Below are 20,921 nucleotides of genomic sequence, written 5' to 3' on the forward strand. Positions count from 1 at the left end.
CCCGGCCCGGACCGTACCGCCCTGGGCCGGTCGCCCCGGCGCCGGTCCGCCCGCCCGGTCACGGTCCGTCCCCGGGCAGGACGGCTTCGACGTACGGCAGGCGGAGACGCAGGTCCTCGGCGGCCTCGACACCGATGTCGAAGATCGGCCCGGCGCCGACGGTCAACCCCAGACCGAGCAGGACCAGGACCGTGGTGGCACCGACCATCAGCGCCGGCAGGCCGGGAGCCGCGTCCGGGTCGGCCAGCCGGGGAGCACGCCAGAACGCCAGGTTCCACGCCCGCGTGGTCGCGTAGAGGGTGAGCAGGCTGGTCAGCGAACCGGCGGCCACCAGCAGCCCGGGTAGCAGTCCGCCGGCGTCCACCCCGGCCCGCAGCAGCCCCAGCTTGCCCAGGAAGCCGGAGAACGGTGGCACGCCGGCCAGGTTCAGCGCCGGTACGAAGAACATGATCCCGAGCAGCGGGGCCAGCCGGGCCAGTCCGCCGATCCGGTCCAGGTGGGTGCTGCCGGTCCGCCGCTCCACCAGGCCGACGGCCAGGAAGAGGGTGGTCTGGATGGTGATGTGGTGCACCACGTAGTAGACCGCCCCGGCAAGGCCGGCCACCGAACCCAGCGCGACTCCGAAGAGCAGATAGCCGATGTGGCTGACCAGGGTGAACGACAGCAGTCGCTTGAGGTCGTTCTGGGCGACCGCGCCGAGAATGCCGACCAGCATGGTCAACAGGGCCGCCACCATCAGGAGGCCGTCGGTCCGGCCGTCCGGGAAGAGCAGCGTCTCGCTTCTGATGATCGCGTAGACGCCGACCTTGGTCAGCAGGCCGGCGAAGACCGCGGTGACCGGGGCCGGCGCGGTCGGATAGCTGTCCGGCAACCAGGCGGAGAGTGGAAAGACCGCCGCCTTGATGCCGAAGGCGAGCAGCAGTACGAGCTGCAGCGCCAGCCGGAGATCGTCGGGGAGCGCGTCGAGCCGGCTGGCGAGCTGCGCCATGTTCACCGTTCCGGTGGCCGCGTAGACCAGGCCGACGCCGGTCAGGAAGATCAGCGACGACAGGAGGCTGACCAGGACGTACGTCGTACCAGCCCGGGTGCGTGCCTCGGTGCCGCCGAGGGTCAGCAGCACATAGCTGGCAGCCAGCAGGATCTCGAAGCCGACGAAGAGGTTGAACAGGTCGCCGGCGAGAAACGCGTTGGTCACGCCGGCGGTCAGCACCAGGAAGGTGGGGTGGTAGATGACCACCGGACTGTGTTGTCCGGGATCCGCCCGACCCTCGCCGACGGAGTAGAGCAGCACGCAGAGGGTCACCGCCACCGAGACCGCCAGCATCAGCGCGGCCAGTTGGTCGGCGACCAGGACGATGCCGACCGGCGACGGCCAGCCCCCGATCCGGACGACCTGCGGGCCGGACCGGTAGGCGTACCAGAGCAACAGCACCGCCACCACGAGGGTGGCGCCCAGGGCGGCGACGCTGATCGTCCGCTGCAGGACGGGACGGCGGACCAGGACGAGGGTGAGCGCCGCCCCCAGCAGTGGAAGGGCCACCGGCAACGGGACCAGGAAGGTCATCGGGGTCCCGCCGTCCCGCCCGGCGGCTGCGGCGGTTCCGTCGCCGGACCGTCGAACCGGCGGGGCGGCGGTTCCGGGTCGACCTGTTCGGGATCAAGACCGCCGAACCCGTCCGGTGCCAGCGGCCCCTCGGTGGTGCTGTCGTCCGGTCCCGAGACCTGATCCCGCTCGGCCCGGCGAACGATCCCACGGTCCTCCGGGTCGTCCCGCACCTCGTCGTGCCCGATCAACTGCCAACTCCGGTACGCCAACGCGAGCAGGAACGCGGTGAGGCCGAGGGTGATCACGATCGCGGTGAGGATCATCGCCTCGGGTAGCGGGTCGGCCATCTCCTCGGCGGGCGTGACGCCGAGGATCGGTACCCCGCCGGGATGGCCGGTGAGCAACAGGAGCAGGTTGACCCCGTTGCCGAGCAGGATCACGCCGAGCAACGCCCGGCTGAGGCTGCGTTCCATCAGCAGGATGGCGCCGGTGGCGAAGAGCACGCCGACGACAACCACCAGCACCAGGTCCGGCGTCATCCGCGTACCCCGGGGGTCTGCTCTCCGGAGGTGCGCAGTCCGCCACCCGGCGCCTCCTCCACCTCGATCTGGTGGTCCACCTCGGCGCCGAGGCTGCGCAGGATGTCGAGCGCCAGGCCGACCACGACCAGGTACACACCGATGTCGAAGAAGACCGAGGTGACCAGGTGCACGTCGCCGACCAGCGGCAGGTGCACGTCGACCCGGGCGCTCTGCAGCACCTGGCCGCCGAGCGGCAGCGCGAGCAGTCCGGTGCCGATCGCGAACAGCAGACCCGTTCCGAGCACCACACTGGCGTCGACAGGGGCCGCCTGGTCCAGTTCGTGTCGTCCTCCGGCGAGGTAGCGGAGCGCGAGCGCGAGGCCGGCCACCAGCCCTCCGGTGAAACCGCCGCCGGGGCCGTTGTGCCCGGACCAGAGCAGGAAGATGGAGAAGATCACGATGGTGTGGAAGATCAGCCGGACGACAACCTCCAGCACGATCGACCGGCGTCGGATGTGCAGGGTCGATCCGGCCCGCAGCCAGACCCGCTCCGGCCCGGGCGCCGGCAGGTCCGGCCGGCGGGCACGGGACGGGCGCCGGCGGAACTGGAAGATCAGGCTGGCCACTCCGGTGCCGGCGACGACCAGCACCGAGATCTCCCCCAGGGTGTCCCAGGCCCGGATGTCGACCAGGATCACGTTGACCACGTTGCGCCCGTACCCGAAGTCCCGGGCGAGTTGGGGGAAGTTCTCGGAGACCGGCGCGGCCTGCCGGCTGGCCCGGGCGACCAGGACGAGTCCGGCCATCACCGTGCCGACCGCCAGACCGAGTCCGATCCGTCCCCACCGGATGCGGCGCAGCCGCCGGCGGGAGAAATGCGTCGGTAGCCGGCGCAGCACCAACACGAAGATCACGATGGTGACCGTCTCGACCAGGAACTGGGTCAGCGCCACCTCCGGCGCGCCGTGCAGCAGGAAGAGCAGACCGGTGCCGTATCCGGTCAGCCCGACCAGGATCACCGCGGTGAGCCGGCGGCGGGCCCGGACGGCGAGCACCGCCGCCACCACCAGCACCACGCCGACGACCGCCTGGAGCGGGTTCTCCCAGTGCGCGGCCACGTGCGGCCGGACGTCTCCGAACAGCAGTACGCCGCCGGGCCCGACGACCAGGACCAGCAGGATGATGCCGAGATACTGCGGCAGCGAGCCGCGTTGGGTCGCCCCGGTCACCTCGACGGCGAGCCGGTCGAGGACCCGGGCGACGTACTGGTAGGCGGTGTCGCCGTCGAACGGTGCCCGCAGCCGGGCCAGGGCTGGACGAACCGGGCGGAAGAGCACGAAGAGCAGCAGGCCGCCGGCAAGGGCGGTGGCCGACAGGCCGAGCGCCAGCCCCGGGCCGTGCCAGAGCGCCAGGTGGTGGTCGGTGGCCCCGAACACCCCGGGGTACGTGCGAAGCGCCTCGCCGACTCCGCCGGCGAACGGGCCGAGCGCCAGCCCGGCGACGGCCAGCGCGGCGGCCGGCAGCAGCAGGACCGGCTCGACCGGGCGGGTCGGGGTCGGCTCGGCACCGGGTCGGTCGGCGAAGGCGCCCCAGACGAACCGGGCCGTGTAACCGGCGGTCAGCGCCGAACCCGCGACCAGGGCGGCGAGCAACGGCGGGTCGCCGACGAACGCCTCGAAGACCGCCTCCTTGGCGACGAAGCCGAGCAGTGGCGGCACTCCGGCCATCGAGGCGGCGGCGAGCAGCGCGACCGCGCCGACCAGCGGCATCCGCCGCCACAGCCCGGACAGCACGGTCAGGTCCCGGGTGCCGGCCCGCTGGTCGACGATCCCGACCACGAGGAAGAGTGTGGCCTTGAACAGGGCGTGCGCCAGCAGCAGTGTGGTTCCGGCGAGGGCGGCGTCGGGGTCGCCGGCGGCTACCAGCACGGTCAGCATCCCGAGCTGGCTGATCGTGCCGTACGCCAGCAGCAGCTTGAGGTCGACCTGCCGCAGCGCGGCCCAGCCGCCGAGCAGCATGGTGCCGGCACCGGCGACGAAGAGCAGGGGGCGCCACGGACCGACGTCGGCGTAAACCGGGGCGAGCAGGGCCACCAGGTAGATCCCGGCCTTGACCATCGCGGCGGCGTGCAGGTAGGCGCTGACCGGCGTCGGCGCGGCCATCGCGGCCGGTAGCCAGAAACTGGCGGGGAAGAGCGCCGACTTGGTGACCACACCGGCGACGATCAGCAGCACTGCCACGACCAGGTAGGCCCCGCCCGGCGGCGGGCGGGCCTCGATCTCCGACCAGCGGTACGTGCCGGCGTGCTCGCCGACGAGGATGAAGCCGACCAGCATGGCCAGCCCGCCCAGGGTGGTGACGATCAGCGCCTGGGTGGCGGCGCGACGGCTGGCCGCCTGCTCCGGGTGCTGTCCGATCAGCAGGTACGAGCAGACACTGGTCAGTTCCCAGAAAACGTAGAGCAGCAGCAGGTTGTCGGCGACGACCACGCCGAGCATGGCGCCGACGAAGCAGACGAAGATCGCGACGAACCGCCCGAGGCCGGGCTCGTCCGCGTCGAAGTAGCCGGCGCAGTAGACCAGTACCAGGGCGCCGATCCCGCCGACCAGCACCACCATCAGCCAGGAGAGGGTGGTGACCCGCAGGGCCAGGTCGAGCCCGAGCCCCGGCACCCACGGGTACGTCTCGACGACCGCACCGCCGTCGGTGACCCGGGCGGTGTGTCCGACCGCCCAGCCGAGCGCCGCGGCCGGGGCGAGCGCGAGCGGGTAGCAGGCACGTCGCCCCCAGCACCGGACCAGCACGGGTGCGACGGAGGCCGCCCCGAACTGGAGGGCCAGCAGCACCAGCATCAACACTCCCGGTGGTGTCGGCGCGGATTCCCGGCGGAGATCCCGGACTCACCGCCCCGGCGCCTCACCAAGGATCAGACGACACGGCCGCCGACAAAGACGGCGGTTTGCCGGAATCAACCCCGACACCGACCCGGCCCGCCCCGGTCGGCGCGGGGTCGCGGGACGACACCGCCGGCAGGTGCCGGGCGGAGTGCGATCGTCAGCAGACGGCGCAGGGCGAGTCGACCGGGTGCGGGCCGGCCACGACGCCGTCCGGGGTGCTGTGCACCGCCAGGTCCGGCCGGCCGAGTTGGCGGACCACCTGGTTGATCACCTGTTGGGCGGCGGCGAGTGACCGTCGGGGCAGCACCCGGCCGTGGGCCTCGCGACGCAGCACGAGGGCGTGCACGGCGGCCCGGACCCGGGCCCGGTCGGCGGCGCTGGCGGCGGTGGTGTCGGCGACCAGGTGCCGCAGGGTCACCGCGAGCCGCTCGACGAGTTCGAGGTCGGGCCCGCGCAGCGCGGTCCGCGCCACGGACAGGTACGTCTCCACCCGTCGGGCCAGCACGTCGGTCTCGCCCCCGCCGGCCTCCGGTACGGCGGACACCGCCGCGGCCCCCGGTACGGCGGACGTGGCCGGGGCGTCGCCAACCATCGGGATGTCGCGCGGAACGCTGGTCATCCGGGCCCCCTCGGCACGACTCAGGTTTCGGCGAAGTTACTTTAGGTCGCACACCTACCGCAAGCAGTTAAGTGAGACTTAGCCCTCATCTCCGGCGATACCAACGATCAAACAGGTACCGATCCCCCGTTCCGCCAGGATCGGGACCATCCGTGCCGCGCCGAATGTCGGACCGACCGGGCAGGATTGGCGGGTGACCGACGTGCTGCAGCCGTTCGGGGCGGCGACCCGGGAGTGGTTCGCCGCCGCGTTCGCCGCGCCCACCGACGCCCAGGCCGGGGCGTGGCGGGCGATCGGCGGTGGGCACAACGCCCTGGTGGTCGCACCGACCGGATCCGGCAAGACCCTGGCCGCCTTCCTCTGGTCGCTGGACCAGTTGGCCCGCCGGCCGGCACCCGACGACCCGCGACAGCGCTGTCGGGTGCTCTACGTCAGCCCGCTCAAGGCGCTCGCCGTCGACGTCGAACGCAACCTCCGCGCTCCGTTGACCGGGATCCGGCACGCCGCGTCCCGGCTCGGTCTGCCGCCACCCGAGATCACCGTCGGGATGCGGACCGGCGACACCCCGGCCGACGAGCGCCGGGCGTTCGCCCGTACCCCGCCGGACATCCTGATCACCACTCCGGAGTCGCTCTTCCTGCTGCTCACCTCGGCCGCCCGGGACTCGCTGCGCGGTGTCGAGACGGTGATCGTCGACGAGGTGCACGCGGTGGCCGGCACCAAGCGCGGCGCCCACCTGGCGCTCTCCCTGGAGCGGCTGGACGCGCTGCTGCCCGCCCCGGCGCAGCGGATCGGGCTGAGCGCCACCGTCCGGCCGATCGAGACCACCGCCCGGTTCCTCGGCGGCGCCCGCCCGGTGACCGTGGTGCAGCCGGCCACCGCGAAGACCATCGAGGTCAGCGTCGAGGTGCCGGTCGAGGACATGACCCGGCTCGACGAGCAGCCGGAGCCGGACGACGACGGGCTCGGCACACCCCGCCGGGCGTCGATCTGGCCGGCCGTCGAGGAACGGGTGTACGCGCTGGTCCGGGCCCACCGTTCGACAATCGTCTTCACCAACTCGCGGCGCAGCGCCGAACGGCTCTGCGCCCGGCTCAACGAGCTGGCGGCGGAGGAGTCCGAGGGGGCCCGGCCGTTGCCCCCGGACCGGCTGCCGGCGGAGATCATGGCGCAGTCCGGGGCGGCGGCCGGCGCACCGCCGGTGATCGCCCGGGCCCACCACGGCAGCGTCTCCCGGGAGGAACGCCAGCACATCGAGGAGGCGCTCAAGTCCGGTCAGCTGCCGGCCGTGGTCGCCACCTCCAGCCTGGAGCTCGGCATCGACATGGGCGCGGTCGACCTGGTCGTGCAGATCGAGGCGCCGCCGAGCGTCGCGGCCGGGCTGCAGCGGGTCGGCCGGGCCGGGCACCAGGTCGGCGCGGTCTCCCGGGGGGTGGTCTTCCCGAAGCACCGGGGCGACCTGGTCAGCTGTGCGGTGGTCGCGGAACGGATGACCGACGGTACGATCGAGGAGCTGCACTATCCGCGCAACCCGCTGGACGTGCTCGCCCAGCAGGTGGTCGCGATGGTCGCGCTCGACGAGTGGCGGCTCGGCGACCTGGCGGCCCTGGTCCGTCGGGCGGTGCCCTTCGCCGAGCTGCCCGACTCGGCCTTGCACGCCGTACTCGACATGCTCTCCGGGCGCTATCCGTCGACCGCCTTCGCCGAGCTGCGGCCCCGGCTGGTCTGGGACCGGGCGGCCGACGTGCTCACCGGCCGGCCGGGCGCGCAGCGGCTCGCGGTGACCAGCGGCGGCACCATTCCGGACCGGGGACTCTTCGGCGTCTTCCTGGCCGGTGCCCAGCGTGCCGCTCGGGTCGGCGAACTCGACGAGGAGATGGTCTACGAGTCCCGGGTCGGCGACGTCTTCCTGCTCGGCTCGTCGTCGTGGCGGATCGAGGACATCACCCCGGACCGGGTGCTGGTCTCCCCCGCCCCCGGGCAGGCGGCCCGGATGCCGTTCTGGAAGGGTGACCAGCTCGGCCGCCCGGTGGAACTGGGCCGGGCGATCGGTGCCCGGCTGCGCGGGCTGGTCCGGGCCGGCGACGACGAGACGGCCCGGGCCGGGCTGCGCGCCGGTGGGCTGGACGACTGGGCGGCCGGCAACCTGGTGGCGTACCTGCGTGAGCAGCAGGCGGCGACCCGGTCGGTGCCGGACGACCGGACGGTGCTGGTCGAACGCTTCCGCGACGAGCTCGGCGACTGGCGGGTGACCGTGCACTGCGTGCTCGGGGCACGGGTCAACGGCCCGTGGGCGCTGGCCATCGGCCGCCGGCTCGCGCAGCGGTACGGCGTCGACGCCCAGGTGGTCCCCTCCGACGACGGCATCGTGATCCGGTTGCCGGACACCGCCGAGGATCCGCCCGGCGCCGACCTGGTCGCCTTCGACCCGGAGGAGATCGCCGGGCTGGTCGAGGAGTCGGTAGGCGCCTCGGCGCTGTTCGCCGCCCGGTTCCGGGAGTGTGCCGCCCGGGCGCTGCTGCTACCCCGCCGCGACCCGCGCCGCCGCCAGCCGCTCTGGCAGCAGCGGCAGCGCGCCGCCCAACTGCTCGACGTGGCCCGCGAGTACGCCGACTTCCCGATCACCCTGGAGGCGGCCCGGGAGTGCCTGCAGGACGTCTTCGACCTGCCCGGCCTGGTGGCCCTGATGCGGGAGGTGGCCGCCCGCAGGGTCCGGCTGGTCGAGGTGGAGACGCCCCGGCCGTCGCCGTTCGCCCGGTCGCTGCTCTTCGGTTACGTCGGCGCCTTCCTCTACGAGGGCGACGCCCCGCTGGCCGAACGCCGGGCCGCCGCGCTGGCCCTGGACTCGGCCCTGCTCGGCGAGCTGCTCGGCCGGGTCGACCTGCGGGAGCTGCTGGACCCGGGCGTGGTCGCCGAGACCGAACGACAGCTGCGCTGGCTGACCGAGCAGCGCCGCCCCCGCGACGCCGAGGACGTGGTCGAGCTGCTCCGGCTGCTCGGTGACCTCTCCGACGAGGAGTTGACCGGACGCGGGGTCGCGCCGGACTGGCTGACCGGGTTGGCCGGGGCGCGGCGGATCCTGCGGGTCCGGGTCGCCGGCGAGGAGCGCTGGATCGGGGTCGAGGACGCCGGCCGGTACGCCGACGCGCTCGGCGTGGCGCTGCCGGTCGGGGTCGCGCAGGCGTACCTGGAACCGGTGGCCGACCCGCTCGGAGATCTGGTCGCCCGGTACGCCCGCACGCACGGCCCGTTCGGGGCGGCGACCTGCGCGGCCCGGTTCGGGCTCGGGGTTTTTGTGGTCGAACAGACGCTGCGCCGCCTCGGCGCCGACGGACGGGTGGTCTCCGGGGAGTTCTCGCCGACCGGCACCGGCACCGAGTGGTGCGACGCGGAGGTGCTGCGGCTGCTGCGCCGCCGCTCGCTCGCCGCGCTGCGCCGGGAGATCGAGCCGGTGCCGGCCCGGGTGCTGGCCGGCTTCCTGCCCCGCTGGCAGCAGGTCGGCGCGGCGGCCCGGGGGGTGGAGGCGGTCGCCGCCGTGCTGGAGCAGCTGCAGGGGGTCGCGGTGCCGGCCTCGGCGCTGGAGAGCCTGGTCCTGCCGGCCCGGGTCGCCGACTACTCCCCCGCCCACCTCGACGAACTCTGCGCCAGTGGTGAGGTGGTCTGGGCCGGCGCCGGGGCGATCGGCCGGGGGGACGGCTGGCTGACCCTGGCGTACGCCGACACCGCACCGCTGCTGCTGCCCCCGCCCGACGAGGCGCTGACCCTGACCCCGCTGCACGAGGCGGTGCTGGCAGCGCTCGCCGACGGGCAGGCGCTGTTCTTCCGGTCGCTGGCCGACCGGGTCGGCACCGCGCTGCCCGAGTCGGGGCTGGTCGGGGACGAGGCACTGGTCGGCGCGGTCTGGGACCTGGTCTGGGCCGGCTGGCTGACCAACGACACCCTGGCGCCGCTGCGGGCGCTGCTCGGCGGCGGGGGTGCGCACCGGGTCCGGGCCGGTGCGCCCCGGACCCGCTTCCGGCGCCCGGGGCGGCCGACGATGCCGACCCGGACCGGGCCGCCGACGATGGCCGGACGCTGGTCGCGGCTGCCCGACCGGGACACCGACCCGACCCGGCGGGCCGCCGCCCTCGCCGACGTGCTGCTGGAACGGCACGGGGTGGTGACCCGGGGGGCGGTGGTCGCCGAGGGCGTCCCGGGCGGGTTCGCCGCCGTCTATCCGGTGCTGGCCGCGCTGGAGGAACGCGGCGCGGCCCGGCGCGGCTATTTTGTCGAGGGGCTCGGCGCCGCGCAGTTCGCGGTCCCGGGTGCGGTGGACCGGCTGCGGGCGCTGGCCGAGCCGGAGGAGTCGGTACGCCGGTCCGGGGTGCTGGCCCGGGTGCTGGCCGCCACCGACCCGGCCAACCCGTACGGCGCCGCGCTGCCCTGGCCACCCCGGGTCGTCGACTCCGGGGACGGGACCGTCGAGCCGGGCGGCTCCGCGACCGGGCACCGGGCCGGGCGGAAGGCGGGTGCCCTGGTCGTGCTGGTCGGCGGCGAGCTCGTGCTGTACGTCGAACGGGGCGGCCGTACCCTGCTCTCCTTTGTGGACGACGCGGAGGCGCTGGCCGCCGCGGCCCGGGCGCTCGCCTCGGCGGTCGGCTCCGGCGCGCTCGGCGTACTCGCGGTGGAACGGGCCGACGGCGGTTCCGTGCACGCCTCCCCGCTGCGGGACGCGCTCACCGCCGCCGGTTTCCGGACCACCCCGCGCGGTCTGCGACTACGGGGTTGAGCCGCACCGGGCAGCTGGTGACGCCGCCCCGGCAGCCGGTAATCGGCTTGCGACCGCCGATAGCCTGACCTCAGCATGATCGACAATTCGTCAACGGGTCGGGTGCGGACAGTGGCACGACAGCGGGTCGGGCGGGGCGGACCGGGCGGCACACCCGCCCCGTACCGTGGCCCGGGATGGTTGCGGTCCCCGACGCTCGGGGTCGACGTCGGCGGGGTGATCGTCGCACTCTCCGGTCGGGACGAGGACACCTCGTTCTTCGGCAGTCGACCCCTGGAGACCCCGGCCACGGCGGGGGTCTTCGAGGCGCTCGCCGCGCTGACCACCGGACTCTTCGCCGGACGGGTGCACGTCGTCTCCAAGGCCGGCCCGAAGGTCGCCGCCAACACCCGCGCCTGGCTGGAGCACCACGACTTCGCCGACCGCACCGGCATCCCCACCGACAACCTGCACTTCGTACGGGAACGGCGGGACAAGGCGCCGGTCTGTCAGCGCCTCGGGGTCACCCACTTCGTGGACGACCGTCTCGACGTGCTGGCGCATCTGGAGACGGTGCCGCACCGCTACCTGTTTTGGGGTGGGACCGGCGAGCAGCTGGCCGATCCGGCACTGCCCGACTGGGCCACCCCGGTCGACAGTTGGGCGGAGGTGGTCACCCTGATCCGGGAATCGCTCGCCCCACCCTCCTGACCGACGGTCGCCGGCGGCGCGCGTTCAGCCCTGGTGACGGCCCCACTGTCCACGGTGGATGACCGCTTCGGCGCCACGTCGACGTCCGGCGACCGTCGGGTTCTGCGGAGGCAGGTCGTCGGCGCGGTAGCCGACACAGATGCCGCCGATCGGGGCGTACTCGTCGGGGATCCCGAACTCGGCCTTGAACGCGGCCGTGTGCGCGGGCACCTCCACCTCGGGGTCGAAGTCGTCACCGGCCATCGGCATGATGCCGAAGAAGCAGGCACCCAGACCCTCGTCGACGGCGGTCAGCAGCATCATCAGCGAGGCCATCCCGGTGTCGACGTACCAGTACGGCGCCGGCCACCGGGCCTCGGCCCGGTCCGTCCAGCCCTTGTCGGCCTGGGCGTACCGGGCCAGGTACGCGGCCTTGTGCGCCAACGGCACCACGACCAGCGGCGCGTCCTGCATGCTCGGCGTCTGCGCGACCCGGGTCGGGACGAACGGCCAGAACCGGGCCCGGTCGGCCGGGTCGGTGAGCGCGAGGAAGGCCCAGCCCTGGGAGAAACCCGCCGACGGCGCACGCAACGCGCTGGCCAGGATCTTCTCGACGACCTCGGGACTCAGCGGGCGGTCGGAGTAGTGCCGCACCATCCGGCGTCGGCGGATCACCTCAGCGAACTCCATGCCGCCATCCTGCCAGGCGGGCCGGAGGCCGGCTCAGACGAGCGACGGCCGGTCCGGGTCCAGCAGTTCGCTGACCCTGCCCCGGTCGAGCGCGGCGACGAGTGCGTTCGTACCCGCAGTGACCTTGAGCCTGACCTCGGCCGGATGCAGCGGCACCAGGGCGAGCAGGTTGATCTCCGTACCGTCCGGCACGGTGATGGTGCGGGCCTCCGGCGGCACGTTCAGCATCGGCGTGACGACCACGCCGGCGAACGGCGTACCGTCCGCGTACGGCTCCGCCGGATCCCCGTTCGGTACGGAGTGCCACTCGCCGATCCAGGTCCCGTACTCGTGGGGCAGCCGGGCCACCTGCTTCAACACCCGCACCGGCCACCCGGTCGCGTCGTCGCGCAGCGCCTCCTGGGTCAGCGGCCAGTCCGCTGGCAGGCAGAGCACCAACTCGGCGTACGGGCTGATTCCGCTCCCCTCGGGCACGGTCATCGGCCGTTCGCTCATCCCCGACGTGACCAGGGTCTGGTACGGACGCTCGGCGGTGGGACCGATGACGTACACGTGCACCCCGACCAGGTGCGAGGCGAGCTCGTGCCAGACGAACGACACCGGTCCGAAGTGGGTGGTGAGGTGCGCGTCGATCGCCTCGGCCACCTGCGGCCGCTGACCCGCCGCCGCCACGAATCCGTCGTACCGCGGCTGGTGCCGCACGATTCCCGTACCTGTTGGGTCGCCCATGACCTGGCAGCCTAGACGACCGATGGTCTGCGGCACGGGCGGTGGACAGGTTGACGGACGCCCGCTCGGGTCGGTCGTCGACGTGCGCCCGGCCCGGCCGGTGACGCGCCCCGACGGGATGTTCGCGGCCCCGGACGACACTGCCGTTTGGGCTGGCGGCCAGGCTGGTCGATATGGCTGCGGACAACAGCGACCCTGCCACACGATCGTGGTAGCCGGTGCGGGTTCGTTGGTGACGAGGAATCGGAGAGGCCATGCCATTCGTGACAGTAGGGAACGAAAACTCCGCCCCGATCGATCTGTACTACGAGGACCACGGATCGGGCCAACCAATAGTCCTGATCCACGGTTTCCCGTACGGAGGTTCGTCCTGGGAGAAGCAACTCGGGCCACTGCTGTCCGCGGGATACCGGGTGATCACCTACGACCGGCGGGGCTTCGCCAACTCGAGCCAACCTGCCATGGGGTACGACTACGACACGTTCGCCGCCGATCTCGACATCCTGATGAGCGAGTTGGAACTGAACGACGCGATCCTGGTGGGTCACTCGATGGGCACCGGAGAGGTGGTCCACTACCTGGGCAAGTACGGGTCGGAGCGGGTGAGCCGGGCGATCGTGCTGAGCCCGCTCGCCCCGTTCCTGTTGAAGACCTCGGACAATCCGGAGGGGGTGGAGCAGAGCCTGTTCGACGGTTTCAAGAAGGCCGTGGTGGAGGACAGGTTCGCCTATCTGACCAGCTTCGTGACGGCCTTCTTCAGTTACGACGAGAACAAGGGCAAGCGGGTCAGCGAGGAGGCGTTCCGGGCACACTGGAACGTCGGCGCGCGGGCTTCCGGAATCGCCACGTTGCAGAGCATCGACGCCTGGCTGACGGATTTCCGGCCGGACCTGCCGCGGATCGACGTACCGCTGCTGATCGTCCAGGGTGACAAGGATGCCGTTCTGCCGTTCCCGGTGACCGGGCAGCGGTTGGCACCGATGGTGCCGGGCAGCAAACTCATCACCCTGAAGGGCGCGCCGCACGGGATCCCGTGGACCCACGCCGACGAGGTCAACAAGGCGATCCTGGAGTTCATCGGGGCGAAGACCCCGGCGACGTCCGGCAAGCGCTGAGCGCGACGAGCGGTCCCGGCCCTGGACAGTCGGGGCCGGGACCGGGACGCGTGGGCCAGCCCGGGCCCGGACACCGGGTGTCGGGCCGTCCCCCGTGACCCACCGGCACGTGACCCGCCTCGGAGGTTAGGCTAACCTAACGAAAGCTCGCGTGCCGGGGTGCCGGCGTCGGCGGGTACGAGTCGTCGCGCCCCGAAAGGCAGGCCGAGCCTGATGACCGAGGTCTCCACCATCACTCCCACGGTCGCCGCGTGGCGGCTCTTCCACACCGAGGTCGCCCGGCTGCGCCGGCTGAGCCCGTCCTTCCTCCGGGTGACCCTGACCGGAGCCGACCTGGACACCTTCGCCGACCCCGGCTACGACCAGCGGATCAAACTCGTCTTCCCGGTCCCGGTGCACGGCTTCACCCACCTGCCGGACGGCCCGGACTGGTACGCACGCTGGCGGGCACTCCCCACCGCTCTGCGTAACCCGTTCCGGACGTACACCACCCGGGCCGTCCGGCGGCACCTGCGGGAGGTGGACGTCGACATCGTGCTGCACGACGACGGCGGATCGTACGGCCCGCACGGCCCGGCGGCCCGCTGGGCGCTCGCCGCCCGCCCCGGCGACCGGGTCGTGGTCATGGGTCCGGAGCACCGCTACCCCGGCGACCACGGGGGTCGGGAGTTCCAACCGACCCTGACCGGACGCACCCTGCTGCTCGCCGGGGACGAGACGGCGGTGCCGGCAATCGCCGCGATCCTCGAACGGCTCCCGGCCGGCAGCCGGGGCGAGGCGCTGCTGGAGGTGCCGCTCCCGGAGGACCTCCTGGACCTGTCGGCCCCGCCGGGACTCACCGTCACCTGGCTGCCCCGCTCCGGCGCACCGCACGGCAGCCGGCTGATCCCGGCGGTCCGCGCGGCGGCCGAACGGCTGATCCCGACGTCGCCCGGGGCGACGGCCGGCGACGGCGCCACGCCGGACGACAGCGGGGTCGTCGACCCGGACGACGAACTGTGGGAGGTGCCGGTCGGGCTCTCCGGCGGCGGGCACTACGCCTGGCTGGCCGGCGAGTCCGGCGTGATCCGGGCCCTGCGCCGGCACCTGGTGACCGAACGCGGCCTGGACCGCGAGGCGGTGGCCTTCATGGGCTACTGGCGACTCGGCCGCGCCGACGACGCCGCCTGAGACCGGATCGACGTCCGCTCAGAGCCGGGGCGCCACCTCGGCGGCGATCAGGTCGAGGTGGTCCAGGTCGGCCAGGTCCAGCACCTGGAGGAAGAGGCGTTCCGCACCGTGCCGGGCGTACTCCTGGATCTGCTCGACCACCTGGTCCGGCGTACCGGCCACACCGGGACCGGCCCGCAGTTCGTCCGGATCCCGGCCGATCGCCTCGGCGCGCCGGCGTACCTCGGCGTCGGAGCGACCACAGACCACCGTGACGGCGGCGGAGAGCACCAGCGGCGCGCGGCCGGCCGCCGCCCGGCCGACCTGCTCGCTCGCCCGGGCCGCCGCCGCGTAGCTGCGGCCCACACTCTCCGCCGGCTCGAACGGCACGTTGAACTCGTCGGCGAACCGGGCGGCCAACATCGGGGTACGCCGTGGCCCCTTGCCCCCGATGATCACCGGCGGCGTCGGCGACTGCACCGGCTTCGGCAGCGCCGGCGAGTCGGTCAGCTGGTAGTACTTGCCCTGGTAGTCGAAGGTCCCGCCGAGCGGGGTACGCCACAGTCCGGTGACCACCTCGAGCTGCTCGGTCAGCCGGTCGAACCGCTCGCCGAACGGCGGGAACGGGATGCCGTACGCCCGGTGCTCCGGCTCGTGCCAGCCGGTGCCGAGGCCCAACTCGACCCGGCCGCCGCTCATCGCGTCGACCTGGGCGACGCTGATCGCCAGCAGGGCCGGGAGCCGGAACGTCGCCGAGGTGACCAGGGTGCCGAGCCGGATCCGGGAGGTCTGCACGGCCAACGCGGCCAGGGTCAGCCACGCGTCGGTCGGCCCCGGCAGCCCGTCCCCGCCCATGGCCAGGTAGTGGTCGGAGCGGAAGAAGCCGTCGAAGCCGCACTCCTCGGTGTGCCGGGCGATCCGGAGCAGGTCGTCGTACGACGCCCCCTGCTGGGGTTCGGTGAAGATACAGAGCCGCATACTGCTACCTAACCAGGGACGTCGGGAAGGGGCGGACGGGTGCCCGGGATCGTGGTACGTCCGGCGGCGCCACCGGACCGGAACGCGGTCGACGCGCTGCACGAACGGGAGTGGAGCGGGCCGTACGTGATCGCCCACGACGTCCGGTACGACCTGCGTGAGCTGCCCACCCTGGTCGCCGTCGACGCGGCCGGGGCGCTCCTCGGCACGCTCGTCTGGCGCCTCGACGAACGCGGTCTGGAGGTGGTGAGCGTGGTCGCCGACAAGCCTGGCGGCGGGGTCGGTACGAGGCTGCTCGCGGCCGCCGCCGACACGGCCCGCCAACACGGCGCGGACCGGCTGTGGCTGATCACCTCCAACGACAACCTGCGGGCACTGCGCTTCTACCAGCGACGTGGGCTGCGCATCGTCGCCGTCGACCCGGGGGCGGTGGACCGGGCCCGGCTGGTCAAGCCGACCATCCCGACCGTCGGCGAGGACGGCATCCCGCTGCACGACGAACTGGTGCTCGAACAGCGCCTGGCCGGCCCGGCCTGAGCCGCCCGCAGCGCCGCCGTCCGACCGCCCCAAGTCGGCGTCCCCGTCCGACCAGCCGGGTCGGCGTCCCGTCCCCGTCCAACGGCCGGGCCGGTCGGCGTCGGGCGATGCCATGACCGTGGTCGGCTCGTTGGCACGGTGAGGTCATCGGGTGGGAGGCCAGGTGCGCATTCGACGACACCAGCCGTGCCGGGGCGGGCGGTGCACGGATGGGTGAGGAGGCCGGTCGGTTGCTCCGCAGCCCGACCACGCCCCAACGGGCCACCTTTCTCGAACTCTTCCTCGATCTGGTCTTCGTCTTCGCACTCACCCGGATCTCGGCCCGGTTGATCGAGGACCTCACCGGTGACGGCGCACTCGCCGGCGTCGGCCAGTCCCTCCTGCTGTTCCTGGCCCTGTGGGTGGTCTGGGTACGGACGGTCTGGTCGACCAGTTGGCTGGAGCCGGAGACCCGGGTGATCCAGTCCGTCGTCGTGGTGACGGCGATCGGCGCCATGGTGATGGCCGTCTCGGTGCCCGACGGCTTCGGCGAGCGCGCCGGTCTCTTCGCCATCACGCTCGTGACCCTCCAGATCGGTCGGATCGTGTACTTCCAGATCGTCGGCCACGGCGGGCCGGACCCTCAGCAGGCCGTACGGAATCTGTTCTGGCTCGGCCTGGCCGCGCCGCTCTGGATCGTCGGCGGGCTGGTCGAACAGGGTACGGTCCGTGGCGCACTCTGGACGGTCGCGATAGTCGTCGACTGCGCCGGACTGCTCCTCGGGTGGCCGACCCCCGGACTCGGCGCGCATCGGGTCCGTATCGCCGCGACGGCGGCTGAACACCTGACCGAGCGGTACCAGCAGTTTCTTCTCATCTCGCTCGGCGAGGCGATCTTCGTCGTCGGGCTGGCCCTCAGCGGCAGCGCGTTCCACGCCGCGCAGACGGCCGGGTTCGCACTGGGGTTGACGAGCACCATCCTGCTCTGGCGGATCTACTTCCATCGGGCGGGCCGCCTGCTGGGCCCGGCGATCAGCCGATCCACCGACACCCCGCGCCTCGCCACCGAGGTGGCGTTCACCCACCTGGTCATGATCGCGGGAATCGTGCTGACCGGCGCCGGCTTCGAGTTGATCATCACGGCGCCGCTCGCAGGCTTTCGGGCGACCGGGCTCGTCGCCATCCTCGGCGGTCCCGCGCTCTTCCTCACCGGACGGCTGGCCGTCGAGTTCCAGATCTTCAGTCGGGTTTCCCAGTCCCACACGGTCGGCATACTGGCCCTCGGTGTGCTGGCGCCGGCGACCCTCCAGATGCCACCGCTCGCCGCCGGCACGGCGGTCGTCCTCGTACTGCTCGGCGTCGCCGCCGCCGACACGCGCTCCCACGGCAGATCGCGGGACGAGCCGACACCGCCGATCTGACGGTGGCGCGCCCCGGTGCCGGGCCTCCCCCGCCCACCGACCCTCGTGGCCGGGCCGGACAGACCGTCGGCCACCGATCCTGGTCCGCCCGGCGAGCGGACCGGGACGCCGTACCCGGTCGTCTAGGGGTGGCAATTGTCGCCACGCCGGTGGTCTTTGGCGTCCTTTGAGTTGTTATAGTGGTCACGATGAATTTGAAGGAATGGGCTGCGGCCACCGGTATCGCGTACGTCACGGCTCGACGGCAGTACGCGGCCGGGACGCTGCCTGTTCCCACTTACCGGGTCGGTCGTCTGATCATGGTTGGGGAGCCGGTGACCGGTGTTGCCCGCGGCGCCGGGCAGACGGTGGTGTACGCCCGGGTGTCCTCGGCCGATCAGGAACCGGATCTGGACCGGCAGGTCGCCCGGGTCGCCGTGTGGGCCACTGGCCGGAACCTCGCCGTGGACCGGGTGGTGACCGAGGTCGGCTCGGCGTTGGACGGGCACCGTAAGAAGTTCCTCGCCCTGCTTCGCGACCCGGCGGTGAGCACGATTGTGGTCGAGCGCCGCGACCGGTTCGCCCGGTTCGGGGCCGAGTACGTGGAGGCGGCGTTGTCGGCGCAGGGCCGTCGGTTGCTGGTGGTCGACCCGGCCGAGGTCGATGACGACCTGGTTCGGGACGTGACGGAGATCCTGACGTCGCTGTGTGCCCGTCTCTCTGGGCGGCGTTCTGCTGCGAACCGGGCCCGCCGCGCCGTCGAGGTGGCCACCGGGGGTGATTTGGTGTGAAGACGGTCCAGGCGTACCGCTTCGCTGTCGACCTCACGCCAACCCAGGAGCGCGCGGCGCTGGCGCACGCGGGCGCGGCCCGAGTCGCGCACAACTGGGCACTGGCCCTGGTTAGGGCGGTCATGGATCAGCGTGCGGCCGAACGCACCTACGGTGTCGCCAGCGCGGAGCTGACGCCCGTGATCGGTTGGTCGCTGCCCGCGCTGCGGAAGGCGTGGAACGCGGCGAAGGGTGACGTGGCGCCATGGTGGCGGGAATGCTCGAAGGAGGCGTTCAACACCGGCCTTGACGCGCTCGCCCGCGCGTTGAAGAACTGGACCGACTCTCGTAGCGGGAAGCGGGCCGGGCGGCCGGTGGGGTTTCCCCGGTTCAAGTCCCGCCGCCGCACCACGCCGTCGGTGCGGTTCACCACCGGCACGATCCGGGTGGAGTCGGACCGCAAGCATGTCGTGCTGCCCCGGTTGGGCCGGTTGAAGCTGCATGAGTCCTCCCGCAAGCTGGGTCGGCGCCTGAACAACGGCACGGCCCGGATCATGTCCCCCACCCTGCGCCGTGATGGTGGACGCTGGCACGTCGCGTTCTGTGTCGAGGTCGACCGTGTCCAGCGCGGCCCGGCCCGACCCGCGTCAGTGGTCGGGGTGGACATCGGGGTCAAGCACCTGGCGGTGTTGTCCACCGGCGAACTGGTGGCCAACCCGCGTCACCTGCTCGCCGCGCAGGCCCGGCTGCGGCAGCTCGGTCGGGCGCTGTCGCGCAGGACCGGCCCTGACCGGCGTACCGGGCAGCGCCCGTCGAAGCGGTGGCAACGCGCATCCGCCCGGCTGGGCCGCGCCCACGCCCGCGTCAGCAACCTGCGCCGCGACGGGCTGCACAAACTGACCACCCGACTGGCCCGCGAGCACGACACGATCGTCGTAGAAGACCTGCACGTCGCCGGGATGCTGCGTAACCGCAGGCTGGCCCAGCACATCACCGACGCCGGTTTCGCCGAGTTGCGACGCCAACTCGCCTACAAGACGGTCTGGAACGGCGGCCGGCTACTGACCGCCGACCGCTGGTATCCGTCCTCGAAGACCTGCTCAGGCTGCGGCGCGGTGAAAACCAAGCTGGCCCTGTCCGAGCGTGAGTACACCTGCCAGGCGTGCGGGTTGGTCCTGGATCGGGACCTCAACGCCGCGCTCAACCTCGCCGCCCTCGCGGCGAAATCCGCCGGGAGTGGCCCGGTGGCAGCACGTGGAGCCGACCAGAAGACCCGCGTACGCGGGCAGGTGGCCGTGAAGCGTGAACCCGGCACGACGCCAGTCGGCAAGACCGGGACCGTCCCACCGCAAGGTAGGACTACCAATCGCGTGCTCACTAAAGCGCACTGAAAGGTAACGGTTGACTGCTGTGTCCGGATACCCGTGGATCAGCCTGACCACCGACTACGGCCGCTCCGACGGTTTCGTGGCCTCCTGCCACGGGGTGATCGCCCGCCTCGCCCCGTCGGTCCGGGTGATCGACGTGACCCATCTGATCCCCGCCGGGGACGTCGTCCGGGGCGCCGCCGTACTGGCCCAGACCGTCGGACACCTGCCGTCGGCGGTGCACGTGGCGGTGGTCGACCCCGGGGTGGGTACGGCCCGGCGGGGCGTCGGGCTACGCACCCCGGGCGGGCTGCTGGTCGGCCCGGACAACGGCCTGCTGACCTGGGCCGCGACCGAGCTGGGCGGGGTGACCGAGGCGGTGGAGCTGACCAGCCCCGACTGGTTCCCGGCGGTGTCCCGCACCTTCCACGGACGGGACGTCTTCGCCCCGGCCGCCGCCCGGTTCGCGCTCGGCGCCGCGCTGCCCGAGGCCGGGCCGGTGGTCGATCCAGCCGGCCTGGTCCGGCTGCCCGAGCCGGTGGTGGAGCGGGGTGACGGTTGGCTCGCCGCCGAGGTGCTCACCGTCGACCACTTCGGCAACGTGCAGTTGGCGGCGCCGGGGACGGCGGTGGAACGGCTCGGCCCGACGGTACGGATCAACGGCCGTACCGCCGTGCGGGGCGGCACCTTCGGCGACGTACCCCCCGGTCACCTCGTGGTGTACGTCGACTCCGCCGACCGGGTCGCGGTCGGGGTCAACCGTGGCCGGGCGGCCGACGTACTGGGGGTCGGACCCGGGGACGTACTACGGTTGGCGTGACCGGGAGGGACGGCGCCCGACCGTCGGGAAAACACAAACCGTCTACTGTGCCCCCGGATACGGCTGTGAAATGCTTAACGCCGTGGGGAAACACTCGATCGATGTCGCCGCCTGCCCGTGTTGTGCACACCGGACGGGAAGCGGCACCTGTCCAGTATGTTTCTGGACCGACGACGGATCCACCGACGAGAACGCCGAGGTTGCCCGGGGCGGCCCGAACGGTGACCTGAGCCTGGCGCACGCCCGGCTCAACTACGCCATCTACGGCGCCAGCCACCCGCGCTACCAGGACGCGGTCCGCCCGCCCCGCCCCGACGAGCTGCCCTGAACCGGATCGACCGAGCCGCCGGAGGCACCCCGCCGACCT

General features: G+C 72.7%; 17 protein-coding genes. 10 read left to right on the forward strand and 7 right to left on the reverse strand.

Annotation, left to right across the window (positions count from 1 at the left end; translation table 11 throughout):
• Positions 1-58 precede the first annotated feature (58 nt).
• The 4 genes from ABGB05_RS05825 to ABGB05_RS05840 all read right to left on the reverse strand — a co-directional run bounded on the left by ABGB05_RS05825 (position 59) and on the right by ABGB05_RS05840 (position 5,583).
• A complete protein-coding gene (locus tag ABGB05_RS05825; protein WP_347652114.1) occupies positions 59-1,564 on the reverse strand; it encodes a Na+/H+ antiporter subunit D in 1,506 nt (501 codons plus the stop codon).
• The gene (locus tag ABGB05_RS05830) at positions 1,561-2,085 is read right to left on the reverse strand and encodes a Na(+)/H(+) antiporter subunit C (protein ID WP_347652116.1); all 525 of its coding nucleotides are present in this window, start codon (positions 2,083-2,085) and stop codon (positions 1,561-1,563) included. Before ABGB05_RS05830 ends, ABGB05_RS05825 begins: the two co-directional genes overlap by 4 nt.
• A complete protein-coding gene (locus ABGB05_RS05835) occupies positions 2,082-4,919 on the reverse strand; it encodes a Na+/H+ antiporter subunit A (RefSeq protein WP_347652118.1) in 2,838 nt (945 codons plus the stop codon). Before ABGB05_RS05835 ends, ABGB05_RS05830 begins: the two co-directional genes overlap by 4 nt.
• A gap of 202 nt (positions 4,920-5,121) precedes the next feature.
• Positions 5,122-5,583, reverse strand: coding sequence for a hypothetical protein (locus ABGB05_RS05840; protein ID WP_347652120.1), 462 nt, complete (start codon positions 5,581-5,583; stop codon positions 5,122-5,124).
• A gap of 202 nt (positions 5,584-5,785) precedes the next feature.
• Between ABGB05_RS05840 and ABGB05_RS05845 the strand changes: the two genes are divergently transcribed.
• Both ABGB05_RS05845 and ABGB05_RS05850 read left to right on the forward strand, forming a co-directional pair.
• On the forward strand, positions 5,786-10,351 hold the full coding sequence (locus tag ABGB05_RS05845; RefSeq protein ID WP_347652243.1) for an ATP-dependent helicase: 4,566 nt from the start codon (positions 5,786-5,788) through the stop codon (positions 10,349-10,351).
• A gap of 111 nt (positions 10,352-10,462) precedes the next feature.
• Positions 10,463-11,041 carry a hypothetical protein gene (locus tag ABGB05_RS05850; RefSeq protein WP_347652122.1) on the forward strand — a complete coding sequence of 193 codons (579 nt, stop codon included), beginning with the start codon at positions 10,463-10,465 and terminating at the stop codon, positions 11,039-11,041.
• A 24-nt stretch (positions 11,042-11,065) separates the two neighbouring features.
• Here ABGB05_RS05850 and ABGB05_RS05855 read toward each other — a convergent pair whose 3' ends face one another.
• Both ABGB05_RS05855 and ABGB05_RS05860 read right to left on the reverse strand, forming a co-directional pair.
• On the reverse strand, positions 11,066-11,710 hold the full coding sequence (locus ABGB05_RS05855; RefSeq protein WP_347652124.1) for a nitroreductase family protein: 645 nt from the start codon (positions 11,708-11,710) through the stop codon (positions 11,066-11,068).
• A 33-nt stretch (positions 11,711-11,743) separates the two neighbouring features.
• Positions 11,744-12,439, reverse strand: coding sequence for a suppressor of fused domain protein (locus tag ABGB05_RS05860; RefSeq protein ID WP_347652126.1), 696 nt, complete (start codon positions 12,437-12,439; stop codon positions 11,744-11,746).
• Positions 12,440-12,693: 254 nt separating this feature from the next.
• Here ABGB05_RS05860 and ABGB05_RS05865 point away from each other — a divergent pair, with 254 nt between their 5' ends.
• On the forward strand, positions 12,694-13,554 hold the full coding sequence (locus ABGB05_RS05865) for an alpha/beta hydrolase (protein WP_347652128.1): 861 nt from the start codon (positions 12,694-12,696) through the stop codon (positions 13,552-13,554).
• 213 nt (positions 13,555-13,767) lie between these two features.
• The gene (locus ABGB05_RS05870; RefSeq protein WP_347652130.1) at positions 13,768-14,724 is read left to right on the forward strand and encodes a siderophore-interacting protein; all 957 of its coding nucleotides are present in this window, start codon (positions 13,768-13,770) and stop codon (positions 14,722-14,724) included.
• Positions 14,725-14,742: 18 nt separating this feature from the next.
• Here the strand turns inward: ABGB05_RS05870 and ABGB05_RS05875 are convergent, their stop codons facing one another.
• Positions 14,743-15,681 carry an LLM class F420-dependent oxidoreductase gene (locus tag ABGB05_RS05875; RefSeq protein ID WP_347652131.1) on the reverse strand — a complete coding sequence of 313 codons (939 nt, stop codon included), beginning with the start codon at positions 15,679-15,681 and terminating at the stop codon, positions 14,743-14,745.
• A gap of 39 nt (positions 15,682-15,720) precedes the next feature.
• On the opposite strand from ABGB05_RS05875, the gene ABGB05_RS05880 reads away from it, so the two are divergent.
• The 6 genes from ABGB05_RS05880 (at position 15,721) to ABGB05_RS05905 (ending at position 20,882) form a co-directional block, all read left to right on the forward strand.
• Positions 15,721-16,218 carry a GNAT family N-acetyltransferase gene (locus ABGB05_RS05880; protein ID WP_347652132.1) on the forward strand — a complete coding sequence of 166 codons (498 nt, stop codon included), beginning with the start codon at positions 15,721-15,723 and terminating at the stop codon, positions 16,216-16,218.
• Positions 16,219-16,427: 209 nt separating this feature from the next.
• Positions 16,428-17,618 carry a low temperature requirement protein A gene (locus tag ABGB05_RS05885; RefSeq protein ID WP_347652133.1) on the forward strand — a complete coding sequence of 397 codons (1,191 nt, stop codon included), beginning with the start codon at positions 16,428-16,430 and terminating at the stop codon, positions 17,616-17,618.
• Positions 17,619-17,806: 188 nt separating this feature from the next.
• Positions 17,807-18,388, forward strand: coding sequence for an IS607 family transposase (locus ABGB05_RS05890; protein ID WP_347652134.1), 582 nt, complete (start codon positions 17,807-17,809; stop codon positions 18,386-18,388).
• Positions 18,385-19,758, forward strand: coding sequence for an IS607 family element RNA-guided endonuclease TnpB (tnpB, locus tag ABGB05_RS05895; RefSeq protein WP_347652135.1), 1,374 nt, complete (start codon positions 18,385-18,387; stop codon positions 19,756-19,758). The genes ABGB05_RS05890 and tnpB overlap by 4 nt, the downstream gene beginning before the upstream one ends.
• Before the next feature lie 19 nt (positions 19,759-19,777).
• Positions 19,778-20,554: an SAM-dependent chlorinase/fluorinase gene (locus tag ABGB05_RS05900; RefSeq protein WP_347652244.1), complete on the forward strand. Its 777-nt coding sequence runs from the start codon at positions 19,778-19,780 to the stop codon at positions 20,552-20,554.
• Between the two features lie 70 nt (positions 20,555-20,624).
• Complete coding sequence (locus tag ABGB05_RS05905; RefSeq protein WP_347652136.1) at positions 20,625-20,882, forward strand: CPCC family cysteine-rich protein; 258 nt, start codon at positions 20,625-20,627, stop codon at positions 20,880-20,882.
• Positions 20,883-20,921: the final 39 nt, after the last annotated feature.

The sequence above is a fragment of the Plantactinospora sp. B5E13 genome (assembly GCF_039871775.1).
Lineage (GTDB): Bacteria > Actinomycetota > Actinomycetes > Mycobacteriales > Micromonosporaceae > Plantactinospora.